Source organism: Devosia oryzisoli (assembly GCF_014837245.1).
In the GTDB taxonomy this organism is placed as follows: Bacteria; Pseudomonadota; Alphaproteobacteria; order Rhizobiales; family Devosiaceae; genus Devosia; species Devosia oryzisoli.
In genome coordinates this window covers 574,327-590,559 of sequence record NZ_JACYFU010000002.1, presented here as the reverse complement: position 1 = coordinate 590,559, position 16,233 = coordinate 574,327, and the positions used below count along the sequence as shown (strand labels likewise).

16 protein-coding genes are annotated in these 16,233 nt (G+C 63.3%); 12 read left to right on the top strand and 4 right to left on the bottom strand.

The window, feature by feature from the left end:
• Window positions 1–94: 94 nt before the first annotated feature.
• The 5 genes from IC608_RS09560 (at window position 95) to IC608_RS09540 (ending at window position 6,288) form a co-directional block, all read left to right on the top strand.
• Window positions 95–2,473, top strand: a complete 2,379-nt coding sequence (locus IC608_RS09560) for an aldehyde dehydrogenase family protein (protein ID WP_191775434.1) — start codon at window positions 95–97, stop codon at window positions 2,471–2,473.
• Window positions 2,474–2,621: 148 nt separating this feature from the next.
• Window positions 2,622–3,941, top strand: a complete 1,320-nt coding sequence (deoA, locus tag IC608_RS09555; protein WP_191774839.1) for a thymidine phosphorylase — start codon at window positions 2,622–2,624, stop codon at window positions 3,939–3,941.
• 129 nt (window positions 3,942–4,070) lie between these two features.
• Entirely contained in the window at window positions 4,071–5,288 is a 1,218-nt protein-coding gene (locus tag IC608_RS09550) for a phosphopentomutase (RefSeq protein ID WP_191774837.1), read from the top strand.
• Between the two features lie 12 nt (window positions 5,289–5,300).
• Window positions 5,301–5,930 (top strand): uracil phosphoribosyltransferase, encoded by a 630-nt coding sequence (upp, locus tag IC608_RS09545; RefSeq protein WP_191774835.1) that lies wholly within the window; start codon window positions 5,301–5,303, stop codon window positions 5,928–5,930.
• Between the two features lie 121 nt (window positions 5,931–6,051).
• The gene (locus IC608_RS09540; RefSeq protein WP_191774833.1) at window positions 6,052–6,288 is read left to right on the top strand and encodes a hypothetical protein; all 237 of its coding nucleotides are present in this window, start codon (window positions 6,052–6,054) and stop codon (window positions 6,286–6,288) included.
• Window positions 6,289–6,294: 6 nt separating this feature from the next.
• Here the strand turns inward: IC608_RS09540 and IC608_RS09535 are convergent, their stop codons facing one another.
• The 4 genes from IC608_RS09535 to IC608_RS09520 all read right to left on the bottom strand — a co-directional run bounded on the left by IC608_RS09535 (window position 6,295) and on the right by IC608_RS09520 (window position 8,685).
• The gene (locus tag IC608_RS09535) at window positions 6,295–6,915 is read right to left on the bottom strand and encodes an HAD family hydrolase (RefSeq protein ID WP_191774831.1); all 621 of its coding nucleotides are present in this window, start codon (window positions 6,913–6,915) and stop codon (window positions 6,295–6,297) included.
• A 71-nt stretch (window positions 6,916–6,986) separates the two neighbouring features.
• Window positions 6,987–7,550, bottom strand: a complete 564-nt coding sequence (locus tag IC608_RS09530) for a TadE/TadG family type IV pilus assembly protein (protein ID WP_191774829.1) — start codon at window positions 7,548–7,550, stop codon at window positions 6,987–6,989.
• Between the two features lie 8 nt (window positions 7,551–7,558).
• Window positions 7,559–8,080 (bottom strand): TadE/TadG family type IV pilus assembly protein, encoded by a 522-nt coding sequence (locus IC608_RS09525; RefSeq protein ID WP_191774827.1) that lies wholly within the window; start codon window positions 8,078–8,080, stop codon window positions 7,559–7,561.
• A 149-nt stretch (window positions 8,081–8,229) separates the two neighbouring features.
• The gene (locus IC608_RS09520) at window positions 8,230–8,685 is read right to left on the bottom strand and encodes a pilus assembly protein N-terminal domain-containing protein (protein WP_191774825.1); all 456 of its coding nucleotides are present in this window, start codon (window positions 8,683–8,685) and stop codon (window positions 8,230–8,232) included.
• Window positions 8,686–9,066: 381 nt separating this feature from the next.
• Here IC608_RS09520 and IC608_RS09515 point away from each other — a divergent pair, with 381 nt between their 5' ends.
• The 7 genes from IC608_RS09515 (at window position 9,067) to IC608_RS09485 (ending at window position 16,232) form a co-directional block, all read left to right on the top strand.
• The gene (locus tag IC608_RS09515) at window positions 9,067–9,258 is read left to right on the top strand and encodes a Flp family type IVb pilin (protein WP_191774823.1); all 192 of its coding nucleotides are present in this window, start codon (window positions 9,067–9,069) and stop codon (window positions 9,256–9,258) included.
• 116 nt (window positions 9,259–9,374) lie between these two features.
• Complete coding sequence (locus tag IC608_RS09510) at window positions 9,375–9,875, top strand: A24 family peptidase (RefSeq protein WP_191774822.1); 501 nt, start codon at window positions 9,375–9,377, stop codon at window positions 9,873–9,875.
• Window positions 9,876–10,070: 195 nt separating this feature from the next.
• Window positions 10,071–10,994, top strand: coding sequence for a Flp pilus assembly protein CpaB (cpaB, locus tag IC608_RS09505; RefSeq protein ID WP_191774821.1), 924 nt, complete (start codon window positions 10,071–10,073; stop codon window positions 10,992–10,994).
• Window positions 10,995–11,009: 15 nt separating this feature from the next.
• Window positions 11,010–12,413 (top strand): type II and III secretion system protein family protein, encoded by a 1,404-nt coding sequence (locus IC608_RS09500; protein WP_191774820.1) that lies wholly within the window; start codon window positions 11,010–11,012, stop codon window positions 12,411–12,413.
• Window positions 12,414–12,437: 24 nt separating this feature from the next.
• On the top strand, window positions 12,438–13,712 hold the full coding sequence (locus tag IC608_RS09495) for a CpaE/TadZ family protein (protein WP_191774819.1): 1,275 nt from the start codon (window positions 12,438–12,440) through the stop codon (window positions 13,710–13,712).
• A 36-nt stretch (window positions 13,713–13,748) separates the two neighbouring features.
• On the top strand, window positions 13,749–15,251 hold the full coding sequence (locus IC608_RS09490; protein WP_191774818.1) for a TadA family conjugal transfer-associated ATPase: 1,503 nt from the start codon (window positions 13,749–13,751) through the stop codon (window positions 15,249–15,251).
• A gap of 3 nt (window positions 15,252–15,254) precedes the next feature.
• On the top strand, window positions 15,255–16,232 hold the full coding sequence (locus IC608_RS09485; protein ID WP_191774817.1) for a type II secretion system F family protein: 978 nt from the start codon (window positions 15,255–15,257) through the stop codon (window positions 16,230–16,232).
• Window position 16,233: the final 1 nt, after the last annotated feature.

Here is a 16,233-nt window from a genome sequence, read left to right as displayed (position 1 = left end):
AAAGCGGGGACCCTCGTTTGGGGTTGGCGCAGCAAACAGAGGTTCCCGCTTTCGCGGGAATGACCCAGTGGGTGAACACACCCCGGAGGACCAGATGAACAAGATCGCGCAAATCTTCGACAGCCTCGATTATGGCCCGGCCCCGGAAGCCGCCGACCAGGCCAATGCCTGGCTCAACAGCCATGACCGTGTCTTTGGCCACTTCATCGACGGCGCCTGGACCGCGCCGGGGAAGACCTTTGCCTCGACCAATCCGGCCAGCAGCGAAAAACTGGCCGAGGTCACCGATGGCACCACCGAGGACGTCGATACGGCCGTCCGGGCCGCCCGTGCGGCGTTCCCAGGCTGGAGCGCGCTTTCGGGCTACGAGCGCGGCAAATTCCTCTATGCCATTGCGCGGATGATCCAGAAGCACAGCCGGCTCCTTGCCGTGCTCGAAACCATGGACAACGGCAAGCCAATCCGCGAGAGCCGCGACGCCGACATTCCGCTTGTGGCGCGCCACTTCTACCATCACGCCGGCTGGGCAACGCATCTGTCGAGCCAGTTCCCCGGCATGGTGCCCTATGGCGTCTGCGGCCAGATCATTCCGTGGAATTTCCCGCTGCTGATGCTGGCCTGGAAGATTGCGCCTGCGCTTGCCGCCGGCAATACCGTGGTCCTCAAACCCGCCGAGTTCACCTCGCTCACCGCGCTGCTCTTTGCTGAAATCTGCGAGCGCGTCGGGCTGCCCAAGGGCGTCGTCAACATCGTCACCGGCGAGGGCGAGACCGGGGCCGCCATCGTCAATCATCCGGACGTGGACAAGATCGCCTTCACGGGCTCGACCGAGGTGGGCAAGATCATCCGTGCCGCAACGGCTGGTTCGGGCAAGGGGCTCAGCCTCGAGCTTGGCGGAAAGTCGCCCTATATCGTCTTCGAAGATGCCGATCTCGACAGTGCCGTCGAAGGCCTCGTCGAAGCCATCTGGTTCAACCAGGGCCAGGTCTGCTGCGCCGGCTCGCGCCTTCTCGTCCAGGAAAGCATCGAGGAGCGGTTCATCGCCAAGGTGAAAACCCGAATGGCAAAACTGCGCGTGGGCGATCCGCTCGACAAATCCGTCGATATCGGCGCGCTCGTGGCGCCGGTGCAGGTCGAGCGCATTCGCGACCTCATGCAGCGCGGCATCGCCGAGGGCGCCGAGGTCTATGAACCCGATGGCCAGGTGCCCGCCACCGGGTGCTTCCTCAAGCCGGCGCTGGTCACCAACGTGTCGCCCGCGAACACACTCGTCGCCGAGGAAATCTTCGGCCCCGTCCTCGTCGCCATGAGCTTCCGCACGCCCGAAGAGGCGGTGGCACTGGCCAACAACACCCGCTATGGCCTCGCCGCCACCGTCTGGAGCGAGAACATCAACCTCGCCCTCGATATCGCGCCCAAGCTAAAGGCCGGTGTGGTGTGGATCAACGGCACCAACAATTTCGACGCCGCGGTCGGCTTCGGCGGCTACAAGGAAAGCGGCTTCGGCCGCGAAGGTGGCCGCGAAGGCATGGCGTCTTATCTGAAGCCCAGCTGGGAAAAGGACCTGCAGCCTGCCCCGGTGAGACCTCATGGTGAGCCTGTCGAACCACGAGGTCGGGCAAACCCGCTCGACGCCGGCCATCTCGACCAGACCGCCAAGATGTATATCGGCGGCAAGCAGGCCCGCCCCGACAGCGCCTATAACCGCCCCGTTGTCTCGCCCGACGGCACATCCGTTGGCGAAGTCGGTGAAGGCAACCGCAAGGACATCCGCAACGCCGTCGAAGCGGCCCGCGCCGCTTCGGGCTGGGGCACCACGGCTGCCCATACGCGGGCGCAGATCCTCTACTACCTTGCCGAGAACCTCGATTATCGTCGCACCGAATTTGCCGCGCGGATCAAGGCGCAGGCCGGCGAAGACGGCGATCGTGAGGTGGCCCTGTCGGTCGAGCGGCTCTTCGCCTTTGCCGGCTGGGCCGATAAATATGATGGCGCGGTGCACAACCCGCCCTTGCGCGCCGTAGCAGCCGCGATGATAGAGCCCTTGGGTGTCATCGGTATCGTCGCGCCACCCTCGCAGCCGCTTCTGGGATCGATCGCGCTCATCGCCCCGGCCCTGGCCATGGGCAATACCGTGGTTGTCGTGCCCTCGGACCGCTCGCCGCTCTCGATGACCGACTTCTACCAGGTGCTCGAAACCTCCGACGTGCCTTCCGGCGTCGTCAACATCGTTACCGGCGACAGCGTCACGCTGGCCAAGACCCTGGCCGAACACGACGGCGTGGACGGCATGTGGTTCGTTGGCCCGGCCGATGCCTCCGCCATGGTGGAGAAAGCCTCGGTGGGCAATCTCAAGCAGACCTGGACTAGCCGTGGCCTCGACTACGACCTCGCCGACCCGCGCTTTGGTGGCGACTATTTCCTCGGCAAGGCGACGCAGGTGAAAAACGTGTGGATCCCCTACGGGGCTTGAGAAACCGCCCTCGTGGTTCGAGGCTCGCGAAACCGCTCGCACCTCACCATGAGGGCTCCGAGAACTCGGCGCTTTCGTAAGCCCTCATGGTGAGGCGGGAGCGCAGCGACCCTCGAACCACGAGGGCGAGGCACGCGAGCACGTCAAAATGGTCTTCCTCCCGCAAGAAGTCATCCTCAAGAAACGCAATGGCGAGATCCTCGCCAAGGATGACATTGCCCACTTCATCGGCGGCTTTGCGAACGGCACGGTGTCCCAGGCGCAGGCCGCCGCCTTCGCCATGGCGGTCTATTTCCAGGACATGACCATGGACGAGCGGGTGGCGCTCACCCTCGCCATGCGCGATAGTGGCACCGTGCTCGATTGGTCCGATCTCGACGGGCCGGTGGCCGACAAGCATTCGACCGGCGGCGTCGGCGACAATGTGAGCCTGATGCTGGCGCCGATCCTGGCAGCGCTGGGCATCTATGTGCCGATGATTTCCGGCCGCGGCCTCGGGCACACCGGTGGTACGCTGGACAAGTTCGATGCCATTCCCGGCTACACCACCAGCCCCGACAATGCGCTGTTTCGCAAGGTCGTGCGTGAGGCTGGCTGCGCCATCATCGGCCAGACCGCCGATCTCGCCCCCGCCGACAAGATGCTCTACGCGATCCGCGATGTCACTGGCACGGTGGAATCCGTTCCGCTCATCACGGCCTCGATCCTATCCAAGAAGTTGGCTGCCGGGCTCGACGCCCTGATCCTCGACGTCAAGACCGGCTCGGGGGCCTTCATGCCGACGCTGGAAAAGTCGCGCGACCTGGCAAAGAGCCTCGTCGAGGTTGCCAACGGCGCAGGCCTCAGGACCGGCGCGCTCATCACCGACATGAACGAGCCGCTGGCCAGCGCGGCCGGAAACGGCCTCGAAGTCCGTAACGCCGTCGCGTTCCTCACCTGCGCCCACCAGGACCAGCGGTTGAGGCAAGTGACGCTGGGGCTGTGCGCCGAGCTCGTCATGATGACCGGCAAGGCAGCCACGCTGGACGAGGCCGATGCGGCCGTCGCGGGCGCGCTCGACTCCGGTCGTGCCGCCGAGCATTTCGCGCGGATGGTCACCGGCTTGGGTGGTCCCGCCGATTTCCTCGAACGCATGGACCAGCACCTGGCGCCTGCGCCCATCGTGCGCGACGTCTTCGCGACGGGGCAGGGGACGGTGTCGGCCATCGATACCCGTGGTGTCGGCATGACCGTTGTGGCGCTGGGCGGCGGCAGGGCCACCCCCACTGACCGCATCGACCACCGCGTTGGTTTCGACCGCCTCGCTGGCCTCGGCACCCCCGTCGATGCCACTACGCCCATCGCCCGCATCCATGCCGCCGACGAGGCCAGCGCGGCTGATGCCGAAGCCAGGTTGCGGGCCGCCTATAGTCTGGGAAAAGAAGTGCCGAACAATCCGTTGATCGCCGATCGGATTGCATCGCAATGACCCCGATCCTTTCGCCGCGTCATCACCCGGCTTGTCCGGGTGATCTATGCGATGGTGTTCAGTGCGCGGATGGATGGTTGCCCGGACCAGCCGGGCAATGACGATGAACAAAAAGATCAAGGAAAGCCCATGCCCCGTGCCATCATCTGCCTGCTCGATAGCGTCGGCATCGGCGGCGCGCCTGATGCCGATCACTATGGTGACCAGGGCGCCAACACGCTCGGCCACATCGCCGAGTGGGCCGCCTCGGGCAAGGCCGACCGCGAAGGCCTGCGCAGCGGACCGCTGATTGTGCCCAATCTCGACGCGATGGGCCTGGGGGCGGCAGTAAAACTGTCGACTGGCACGTTGCCGCCCGGCCTTTCCGACACTCCCAAGGGCGGATGCTTCGGCGTTGGACGTGAGGTTTCTCGGGGCAAGGACACTCCATCCGGCCACTGGGAGATTGCCGGCGTCCCGGTGCCCTTCGACTGGGGCTATTTTCCGCAATCCGAACCCGCCTTTCCTCCCGACCTGGTCGCGGCGCTGGTGAACCGCGCCGGTCTGCCCGGCATTCTTGGCAACAAGCACGCTTCGGGCACTGACATCATCGCCGCGCTCGGGGAGGAGCATATCCGCACCGGCAAGCCGATCTGCTACACTTCGATCGACAGCGTCTTCCAGATCGCGGCGCATGAAACCCATTTTGGCCTGGATCGGCTCTACGAGGTCTGCCGCATCGCCTTCGAGTTGACGGAGCCGTTGCGCATCGGCCGGGTCATCGCCCGCCCGTTCGTAGGCGAAGACCGCAACAGCTTCAGGCGCACCGGCAACCGGCGCGATTTTGCCATCGCGCCGCCCGAGCCGACGCTGCTCGACCGCAATGCCGCCGCCGGCCATCAGGTGTACGCCATCGGCAAGATTTCCGACATCTACGCCGGCTCCGGCGTCACCCACAAGATCAAGGGCACCGGCATCCCGCAGCTTTTCGACAAGACGCTCGATGCTCTGGAGATGGCCGCCGACCGTGCTTTCATCATGACCAATTTCGTCGATTTCGACAGCGAATACGGCCACCGCCGCGACGTTCCGGGCTATGCCGCGGCGCTGGAACTCTTCGACCGCCGTCTGCCCGAACTCATCGCCCGCCTGCGACACGACGATCTCCTGGTCATCACCGCCGACCATGGCAACGACCCGACGTGGCCGGGCACCGATCACACCCGCGAACAGGTGCCGATCCTTATCTTTTCCCCAGCCCTGCCGATGGGGGAGATTGGCATCCGCCCAACCTTCGCCGATATTGGCGAAACCATTGCCGCCTGGCTCGGCCTCGCGCCGGGCCGCCACGGTCAGTCCTTCCTGTAACGAGGTGGTCCCATGAGCAGCGTCACCGTCATCGATCACCCTCTGATCCAGCACAAGCTGACGATCATGCGCAACAAGGAGACTTCGATCGCCGGGTTCCGGCGTCTCCTGCGCGAGATCGCCCATCTCATGTGCTACGAGGTGACGCGGGATCTCGAGCTGGAGATGATCTCCATCGAGACGCCGATGGCGCAGATGCAGTCTCCGTCCATCAAGGGCAAGAAGCTGGTGTTCGCCTCGATCCTCCGCGCCGGCAATGGCCTGCTCGATGGCATGCTCGATCTCGTCCCCGCCGCGCGCGTCGCCCATATCGGCATCTATCGCGATCACGAGACGCTCGAGCCGGTGGAGTATTATTTCAAGGCGCCGTCCAATCTCGAGGACCGCCTGATCATCGTCGTCGACCCGATGCTGGCCACGGCGAATTCCGCCACCGCCGCCATCGACAAGCTCAAGGACCGCGGCGCCAACAATATCCGCTTCCTGTGCCTTCTCGCCGCGCCTGAAGGCATCAGCCGCTTCGAGGCCGCCCACCCCGACGTGCCCGTCTTCACCGCCTCGATCGATAGCCATCTCAACGAGAAGGGCTACATCATCCCCGGCCTTGGCGATGCGGGCGACCGGATGTACGGCACGAAATAGGATGGGTCAGAGAGGCCCCCAAGCGAGCTTTTCTGGCAGCACGGTCATAATGGGCATCGCATGAGGATGCGCATGAACCAACGCGGGGCTTATCGGTTTCTCCTTCCAAAGGAGACCCGCCATGACCTTCACACCACCCACTCAACGCTCCCCCAAGGGCGATCATAACCGCCGCCTCTCCCTGGGCATGGAGCCGGACGCCTTTTCTGCGGCAGCAGGCATCACCACCGCCCAGTTGCGCGAGTATGAGCGCACCGCGCCGGATCATGACTTTGATCTGGAGGTGGCGCGCCGGGTGGGGGAAGCCTTGGACCGCCTTGAAGCCAATCCCCCGCCGACCCAGGTCGTCGAGAACTGATCTGGCTTATTTTGCCTTCAGCGGCAGGCCGAGGTCGATCAGGTCCTGGCGCAGATGCACCGGGTCCTTGAAAAGGATTCCATTCATCCCGTACTTGCGAACCGCCACGATATTGGGCTCGCTGTCGTCGATAAATACGCAGGATTGCGGGGCCAGCGCGTAGCGCTCGCAGAACACGCGATAGATGCGCGGATCGGGCTTTACGAGACCCTCGAGGCCCGAGACGATCACGCCGTCGAACTTTTCGAGGAATGGCCATTCGCCCAGCCGCGTCATCCACTTCTCCCAGGAGAAGTTGGTGATGGCGAAGGTGGGAATGTCCTGTTCGACCAGCTCGTTATGTATGTCGATCGTGCCCTGGATGAACGGGCCGAAGGTCTCGGTCCAGCGCTCGTCAAACGCCTGGATTTCGCGCCAGTACTTGGGAAAGCGGGTCACCAGCTTGGCCACGCCTTCTGAATAGATCTCGCCCGCGTCGAATTCCAGGTTCCAGTCCGGCGTACAGATGTTCTGATGGAACCAGAGCGCTTCTTCCTCGGTCTCGAACAGCTTGCGGAACAGGTACATGGGGTTCCAGTCGACGAAAACGCCGCCCAGGTCGAATACGGGGATGATGGTGTCGTCCATTGCTCACATGTGCCGGTTCGAAGGTTGCGCGGCTTGTGACACGGCAAGCCCGACCTCGCAAGCGGTCGGCATCAGTCAAGGTCGATCGTGCCTTCGAAACGCGGCATGAAGAAGCCGGCGCGGCTTAGGGTTACGGCCTGGTCGAAGACGATGCCGTAGAGCGGCTTGTAGCTGTAGCTGGCTTCTGCCGCGATCACCATCTTGCCCTTGGCCACTGCGATCATGGGGGCGGGGAGGGGATAGGTCTGCCCTGGCGTATACTCGGTCGTCGTTGAGTAGGTGCCGTTCTGATACTGGCTCGTCCATTCCACCGACGTCGAGCCGTCCGGCGCCACGTTGACTGCTGTCACGACCTGCTTCACGCCGCTGGAGGAAAATGGCGTCATGATGCCGCTGGCCGCCTGGAAATAGTCCTTGAGCTGGTTCGTCGTCAGTACCTTGTCTGCCCGCGCCACCAGGTCCCCTACGGCGCCCGAGACAGACTGGATCTTGCGGTCCATGGTGATGAGGGAACTGGCTTCCATGGTGCCGACATAGACCAGCAGCATGATCGGCACGATCAGGGCGAACTCGACGGCGGCCGTGCCGGCCCTATCCCTAAGAGCCGAACCAAGGCCCGCGATTAGCTTGCGCACGCAGAGCCTCATGTGAAGGGTTCGTTCTGAAACACCGTCGCCGCACCGAGCAGACGCGTGCCGTTTGGCAGGTTGGCCATTCCGAAAGGCCCGATCTGCAGGAAGACGGGGTATTTGTAATAGACTTTGACCACCACGATGCTTTTGCCCACGCCGGGGGAGAAGCTTTGTGCTTCCGACCAGTCGCACGCGCTGGTTTCGCAGGTTGCCTCATCGATCGGAACGGTGATGGTGGCGGACTGGAAGTTGCTGATTTCGCTGACCTTGATGAACAAGCCAGAGCAATCGGGGAAAAGCCCGAACAGGCGCGAGCATACATCGGCCCGGAAGGCATCGATGGTGACGCCAGCGGCCTGGACCTGCCCCGTCCGGATGGTGCGTCCAGCGTCGTTGACAGCACTTTCCAGAACCTGCCCGGAGAGGAAGACAAGCGAGGTTTGGAGAATTGCGCCGATGATGGAGAAGAAGGGGAGTGCCAGCAGACCAAACTCGACCGCGGTCACGCCGCGCGTATTGCGCAGCAGCTCCACGAATTGCTTTCGGACGGGTCCCAGATGCAGTCTCACGGCCATCGCCTCGTTTCCGGGCCCAAGCCTATCGGGGAGGCCACTAACCGGGCGTTAGTGGTGCGGCAGGATCATGCGCTATCGCGAGGGAGGGTAAACAACCCCTTAAAGCATCAATTGGCCAGCGACTGCACCAGCTGTGACGAGGCAACCGCGTTGCCCGAGAAACTGTTATCATCGCCCATCATCACGACCGGCTGACAGGTGGGAGCGCAGGCCAGGGTGGTCCGGCTCTGGCCCTGATAGACCGTCATTGTCCCTGCCTGCATCTGCACGACTTCCAGCATGGTGTCGGCGATAGGTTCGCCGGCGCTGTTGAGCACGATGAGGTTGGTCTGGCCATAGCTCTTGCCGGTCAGGATCAGCGTCGTCGGGTCCTGTATGGTAACGTCGGCAATGCCGGGGTTGCCAACGATGACGGTTGCGGCTGGCGCACTGATGCGCAGCACGCGCGCCATGTTGACATTGACGTTGATGGGCGCCCCGCCGGCCTCCTGCGCCTTCACGGAGATCGAGGCAACCGGATTGGCCAGGGCAAGAGCGAGCACTGCGAGGGCAAGGCGGGACATGGCGGCATCCGAATCTGTACTGGTACGCTGCTCCTACATTCCCTCGGAAATGGTAAATTGTTGGCAAACGCGAAGACTGCTGCGTTCCGCTATGATGGTCTGACTTTTTCGACGCCCCCTGATCAGGTGAAGTAATCAAGCTGGAATTTGCTCATACTTTATTGTTGTGCGCTCGGCGCTCGGAGCGCCTGCTACGTCAGTAGAATTGTATCGGAAAAGTTAACTATCTGATTTCCATGCTCAAATTGCCGCAGCGGCCGGTCGCGGCAGGGTTTTGGATTAACTCTATCTCAACAAGTCGTGCGTAGCGTTTGTCCATGTTCAAGGTGTGACGTGTCCGACGTGCCGTCACTTTGAGGACGTGTAAAAAGGAGCCTGGGAATGAAGATTTTCGCACGTTTCGCGCAGGACGAGTCGGGCGCGACCGCAATCGAGTACGGCCTCATCGCCGCCCTCATCTCCGTTGGTATCATTCTGGCCGCAACCGCACTCGGTGGCAGCCTGGGTAACCTCTTCAACGGTATTTCTGGCAAGCTGGACACCACGGTTGGCGGCGCTGCACTGACCCCGTAACGGCAAAGTTGCTGAAGCAAGATCGGGAGAGGAAGGACACCCTTCCTCTCCCTTTTTTTGTTTCTTAACCGAGCGTCGCTATTATTGGGAGAGTTTGCTGCCCAGGAGGCTGCGTCATGTCCACCGTAGCCCTGTTTTTCTTTCCCTTCGCCATGGCCTTCGCCGCGTCATCTGACCTGCTGACCATGCGCATTTCCAACAAGCTGGTGCTGCTGCTTGCGGCCGGCTTCTTTCTGGTGGCGCTGGTGGTTGACCTTCCGACCCAGCAACTGGCGATGCATGTTCTCTGCGCCCTCGTGGTACTCGTCGTAGCCTTTTCCTTCTTTGCACTGGGCTGGATCGGCGGCGGCGATGCCAAGTTGGCGGCAGCGACCACTCTTTGGCTCGGCTTTGGTCTCACCTTGCCCTATCTGGTCTACACGGCACTGCTCGGTGGTGCCTTGACCATCGCCATTCTGCTACTGCGGCGCGTGCCGTTGACGCCCCTCATCGCCCGCTTCCGCTGGCTCGAGCGGCTGCATGACCGCAAGCAGGGCATTCCCTACGGCGTAGCGATGGCCGCCGCCGGTCTGCTCACCTACAGCAACTCCGCGATCTTCCAGCACCTGGCTGCCTGAGGTCGCCAAGGGTCTCACTGCGCGTTCCGAGAGCGGAGCCGAGGCGCCGCGGACGCGTCACAAATGCAAAATGCAAGTATTCATCACTCGTTAACGGAACCCGCAAAGTTCTGGTTAACTAAACTTTGACCCTTTGTCGCCATATTCCATGAGGTGGAATTGGGTCGACAAGACCCGCGGTATCCGGAGTGGGTCATGAGACCGGCGCGAATCATCCTTCTTATCGTAGCCCTCGTGGCGGGCGGTCTCGCTGCGTTTCTCGTGACGCGCGGCGGCAAGGCGCCGGCACCCCGGCAGGTGGTCACTGAGGTCGTGCCGGAGCAGAAGGAACAGATCCTCGTGGCCAAAGCGGCCATCGGCGTCGGCGAACGGCTGGCAGCAGACAAGCTCGAATGGCAGGACTGGCCCAAGGGCGCGCTGCGCCCCGAATACGTCACCAGCTCGGCCATGCCCGACGCGCCTGCCGAACTGACCGATGCCGTGGCGCGCTTCGAATTCTTTCCCGGTGAGCCGATCCGTGAGGCCAAGCTCGTCCGCTCGGACCAGGGATATCTCTCTGCAGTGCTCGCGCCCGGCATGCGTGGCGTGTCTGTTGGGGTTACCGCGGAATCCAGCGCCGGCGGCTTCGTCGTGCCGAATGATCACGTGGATGTTCTGCTCACCACCTCCACCGAAATGGGACAGCAGTCCGAAGTCATCTTGTCCAATGTGCGTATTCTAGCCATCGGCAAGCGTCTCGGCGAGTTGGGCGCGACTGGCGCCGCGGAAGGCGCCGACGGCTCGACCCCCACGCCCACAACCTTCGATAGCTCGACCATCGCAACGCTCGAACTTGGCCCGGCACAGGCGGAGACGCTCGTGAATGCCGCCACGCGGGGTCAGTTGAGCCTTACCTTGCGGTCGGTCGCCGACTTCAATCAACCGCAGACTGCTGGCGCGCCGGGAGCTTCGAGCCAGTCCGTCAGGGTCATCCGGTTTGGCAAGGAGCAGAGCGTGATGACCGGATCCACGACCTCCGGCTCCGTCGTGAACCAGCAGGCGGCCATCGACGCTGTCCCCACCGTCCAGCCGACGCCCGTCGCGACCGACGGCCAATTGCCCCCAGTGGTTCCCCAGTAGGGGATGGAGCAGATGATGAGCAGAGCCATGAGCTTCCCGTTTTCCCGCCTGCGTCGACCGCTCCTCGCCACGGCGCTGGCTGCGGTACTCGCGGGCGCGCCGGCCGCAGCGCAGGCGGCCGACATGCAGATGTCGGTAGCCAGTTCTGCCTATGGCGGAACGCGCAGCACCGAGCTTAACATCAACAAGTCGATGATCCTCGATCTGCCGGCGGGCGTCTCCGAGGTCGTGGTGTCCCAGCCAGCCATAGCGGCCGCCATCATGCGCACCCGCACCCGGGCCATCATCCAGGGCATCAGCAGCGGCAACACCAACATCATTTTCCTCGACGATGCGGGCCGCACGATCCAGGTGCTCGACCTGCGCGTGACATCCGCGCCCTCCCAGGTCGGCAACGCCCTCGAGTCGGCGCTGGCTCGTGTCATTCCCGGTTCGAATATTCGCGTCGAGTCCGTGACGTTGTCCGGCGAGACCAATCGTGTGGTCCTTACCGGTTCCGTCCTTTCCTCCGAAGACAGGGACCGGGCCGTCGCGGTGGCAACTCAGTTTGCCGGCTCGCCGGAAAACGTGGCCAGCATCATCGATGTCGTCGGCGCCCAGCAGGTCATGCTGCAGGTCACGGTGTCCGAGGTGAAGCGCGATGTGGCCAAGCAGTTCGGCATCAATCTTGGCGCGTCGTTCAGCGTCGGCACCACCACGCTGGGCTTCAACAATCAGCCCATGAACAACACCTTCACCCCGAGCGGTGTCGATGCCAGCTTCAATATCGGCAGTGTGGGTATCACCGCGGCGATCCGGGCGCTTGAAGCCCGCGGGGCGCTGCGCGTGCTGGCCCAGCCCACGCTGACGGCGATCTCCGGAGAAGAAGCCAATTTCCTCGCCGGTGGGGAACTGCCCTACAGCACCTACGACACCACCAAGAATACCCAGACCGTCATCTTCAAGCCCTATGGCGTGGAGTTGAAGTTCACGCCGGTGGTCAAGTCGAACGGCGTCATTTCGCTCAAGGTGGATACCTCGGTCTCCGAACCGCAGGCCGATTTCTCCATTACCAAGCGCCAGGCGGCGACGTCGGTCGAATTGGCCTCGGGCACGACGCTGGCCGTGGGCGGCCTGCTGCAGGAGACCTCGCGCCAGCAGATCAACCAGTTGCCGGTGCTGGGGAATATCCCGATCCTGGGGGCGCTGTTCCGCTCGCGCGATTACCAGAACGAGCAGACCGAGCTCGTGATCCTCGTCACGCCCTACCTCGTCAATCCCAGCCCGGCCAACACCATCGCCGTGCCCACGGACAACTCCACGATGGCGAGCGATGCCGAAACGATTTTCCTTGGCGCCATGGAGCGCAAGTATGGCGTGGCCAAGAGCGGCAACATGCGGGGCGGCTACAGCGGCTCTGTCGGTTTTGTGCTCGACTGACCGGTCCGGCAAGGAGTTTGTAGCATGAGTTTTCTGACGCCCGACCAGCCTGCCCGGACCGAAGAACCCGCAGCCGAGATTGCCTCGGGAGCGCGTCTGGTACCCCGCATCACCATCCAGGCGTTCTGCGAACACTCGCAGACGGCGCAGATGGTGGAAAGCGTGATGCACGACCGGCGCATGTCCAAGGTGGCGCTCACCACGCATAATGGCGGCATCGACGGCGCGGTGGAAACCTACAAGTCCAACCCGACGCCGAACCTCATTATCGTCGAAACCAGCCTGCCGCCCGAACAGGTCCCGCAGGCCTTGGGCCGGCTCGCCGAGGTGTGCGACGCAGCCACGCGGGTGGTGGTGCTGGGCCACGTCAACGACGTGCTGCTCTATCGCGAGCTCATCCGTTCGGGGATTTCCGAGTACATCGTGCTGCCCGCCACGGCCCAGACCCTGGTCAACGCCATCACCGAACTTTTCGCCAGCGAAAGCGCAGCGCCGATCGGGCGCACGATCGGCTTCGTTTCGGCCAAGGGTGGGGCAGGGGGCTCAACCGTCGCCCACAATGTCGCCTGGTCCATCGCGACGGTGTTGCGGCAGGATTGCCTCATCGTCGACCTCGACCTGCCCTTCGGCACCGTCGGCCTCAACTTCAACCAGGATCCGCCGCACGGCCTGGCGGACGCGCTGCTGGCCAACCAGAAGGTCGACCAGACCATGCTGGATCGCCTGATGAGCAAGGCGGCAAACCACATAAACCTGCTCACCGCACCCGCCGCGCTCGACCGCACCTGGGATTTCGAGGAGGGCGACTTCGAGCAGGTCATCGAGATCTGCCAGAAGAGCGTTCCAGTTGTAGTCCTCGACATCCCCCATGCCTGGAACGCCTGGACGCGGCGCACGCTGGCGGCGGTGGACGAGGTGGTGATCGTGGCCGAGCCTGACCTGGCCAATCTGCGCAATGCCAAGAACCTGGCGGACACTATCAAGGCCATGCGCCCCACCGAGCGCGGGCCCTCGCTGGTGCTCAACCGGGTCGGCGTGCCACGCCGGCCGGAAATCACCCCAGGCGAGTTCGCGACTTCGGTGGAATGTCAGCTGGTTGGCCAGATCGCATTCGACGCCGCGCTGTTCGGCACGGCGGCCAACAACGGGCAGATGATTGCCGAGGTGGCGGCCAACAACAAGGTCAACGACATCTACAAGGCCGTCGGCATGCATGTCACCGGACGCACGGCAGCGCACAGCGGCGGCAAGTCGGCAAGCCTGCTCAAGCTTCCGGCCCTGTTCAAGAAGAGGGCGTGAGGCCCTGGCGGCACGCAACGACTAAGGACGAAGAGCATGTTCGGCAAGCGAACCACTTTCGGAGGCAACACGCCCGGCCTGGCAGAGCCGCCAAGGCCGATCGCCAGCCCGCGAGCCGAACCGGTCGCCGCCCCCGCGCCCGCCAGCCAGCGCCGCACCAGCGATGCCGACGCCATGGCATCGCGCACGCGAACGACCGACGAGGTTCTTGACGTCCGCGCACCGGCCGACGCCCAGCGGGCGCGCGAATATTTCCAGACCAAGTCCGCCATCTTCAATGCGTTGATCGACAGCATCGATCTGTCGCAACTGGCCACCATGGACACCGTGGCCGCGCGCGAGGAGATCCGCGACATCGTCGCGGAGATTATCGCTCTCAAATCCATCGTCATGTCGATTTCGGAGCAGGAAGACCTGCTCGAGGACATCTGCAACGACGTGCTGGGATACGGGCCGCTCGAACCCCTCCTGGCGCGCGACGACATCGCCGATATCATGGTGAACGGCTCGCAGAAATGCTACATCGAAGTGGGCGGCAAGGTGCGGCTGACCAATGTGCGGTTCCGCGACGATGCGCACCTGATGAACGTCTGTCAGCGCATTGTGTCGCAGGTCGGCCGCCGCGTCGACGAAGGCTCCCCGATTTGCGACGCGCGCCTGCCCGATGGCTCCCGTGTGAACGTCATCGCACCGCCGCTCGCCATCGATGGTGCGGCCCTCACCATCCGTAAGTTCAAGAAGGACAAGCTGACCCTTCAGCAGCTGGTCAAATACAACTCCATCTCGCCCGAGGGCGCCGAAGTCCTGCGTATCCTTGGTCGCGTGCGCGCCAATGTGCTGATCTCGGGGGGCACCGGCTCGGGCAAGACGACCCTGCTCAACTGCCTCACCGCCTTCATCGAAAAGGACGAGCGCGTCATCACCTGCGAGGACTCCGCCGAACTCCAGCTCCAGCAGCCGCATGTGGTGCGTCTTGAAACGCGTCCGCCCAACCTCGAGGGCGAAGGCGAGATCACCATGCGCGATCTCATCAAGAACTGCCTGCGTATGCGCCCCGAACGCATTATCGTCGGCGAAGTGCGCGGACCGGAAAGCTTCGACCTGCTCCAGGCGATGAATACCGGCCACGACGGCTCGATGGGCACGCTGCACGCCAACTCGCCGCGCGAGGCGCTTTCCCGTCTCGAATCGATGATCACCATGGGCGGCTACTCGCTTCCCAGCCGCACGATCCGGGAAATGATCGTGTCCTCGATCGATGTGATCGTGCAGGCCGCGCGCCTGCGCGACGGCTCACGCCGGATTACGCACATCACCGAAGTCCTTGGCATGGAAGGCGATGTCATCGTGACGCAGGACATCTTCGTCTACGACATCCTGGGCGAGGACGCGAACGGCACCCTGATCGGCCGCCACCGCTCGACCGGCATCACCAAGCCGCAGTTCAACGAGCGCGCCCGCTACTTCAACGAGGAAGCCAACCTTGTTGAAGCGCTGGAAAAGGCGAACACCGAGCATCACGAAACCCTGGGGCTCTGATCCATGCTGACCACCGTTCTCCTCGTCGTGCTGGCCATGGTCACGGTGGGTGCAGCCGGCTTCGCCCTCGTTCCCTCGGCCATGGGCAGTTCACGCGCTCAGAAGCGGATGAAGGCATTCCAGGGCGACATTCGGGCCAATCGGCAAGAAGCCGACGCAAGCCGCACGCGCGATCAGCGCCGCAAGACGGTGCAGCAGGCGCTCAAGGCCCAGACCGACGAGCTCAACGCCAAAAAGCGGGTCACGCTGCCCGCCCTGCTGTTTCAGGCCGGCATGACGCTCACGCCGGCTGCCTACATCCGCAACAGCCTGATCCTGGGCGCGATACTGTTCGTCATTCTGCTCGTGACGCAGGTGCCGTTCTATTTTGCAGCCGTGATCGCCGCTGCCGGAGCCTATGTCCTGCCGCGCCTCTACGTCGGGCGCAGGCGTAAAAAGTATCAGGACCGGTTCCTCGACGAACTCCCGAACGCGGTGGAAGCCATCGTACGCGGCGTCAAAACCGGTCTGCCGCTCAACGACAGCATGCGCGTCGTGGCCAAGGACACCAAGGAACCGGTCAAATCCGAATTCGCCCGTGTCCTCGACCAGCAGAGCTTCGGGTTCTCCATGACGGAGGCCGTGCAGGTCCTGCTCGATCGCGTGCCGCTGCCCGAAGTCAATTTCTTCGTGGTGGTGATTTCGGTCCAGCAGCAATCGGGCGGTAACCTCAGTGAAGCGCTGGGAAACCTGGCCCGCGTGCTGCGCAACCGCAAGAAGATGAAACAGAAGGTGAAGGCGATGTCGTCCGAGGCCAAGGCGTCGGCCGGCATCATCGGATCGCTACCCATCGTTGTCTCGATCCTCGTATCGCTCGTCTCGCCGACCTACCTGCAACCCCTGATCGCGACGCCCATCGGCAATGTCTGCCTCGGCGTGGGGATCGTCATGATGCTCACCGGCATCTTCGTCATGAACCGCATGGTTCAGTTCGAAATCTAGT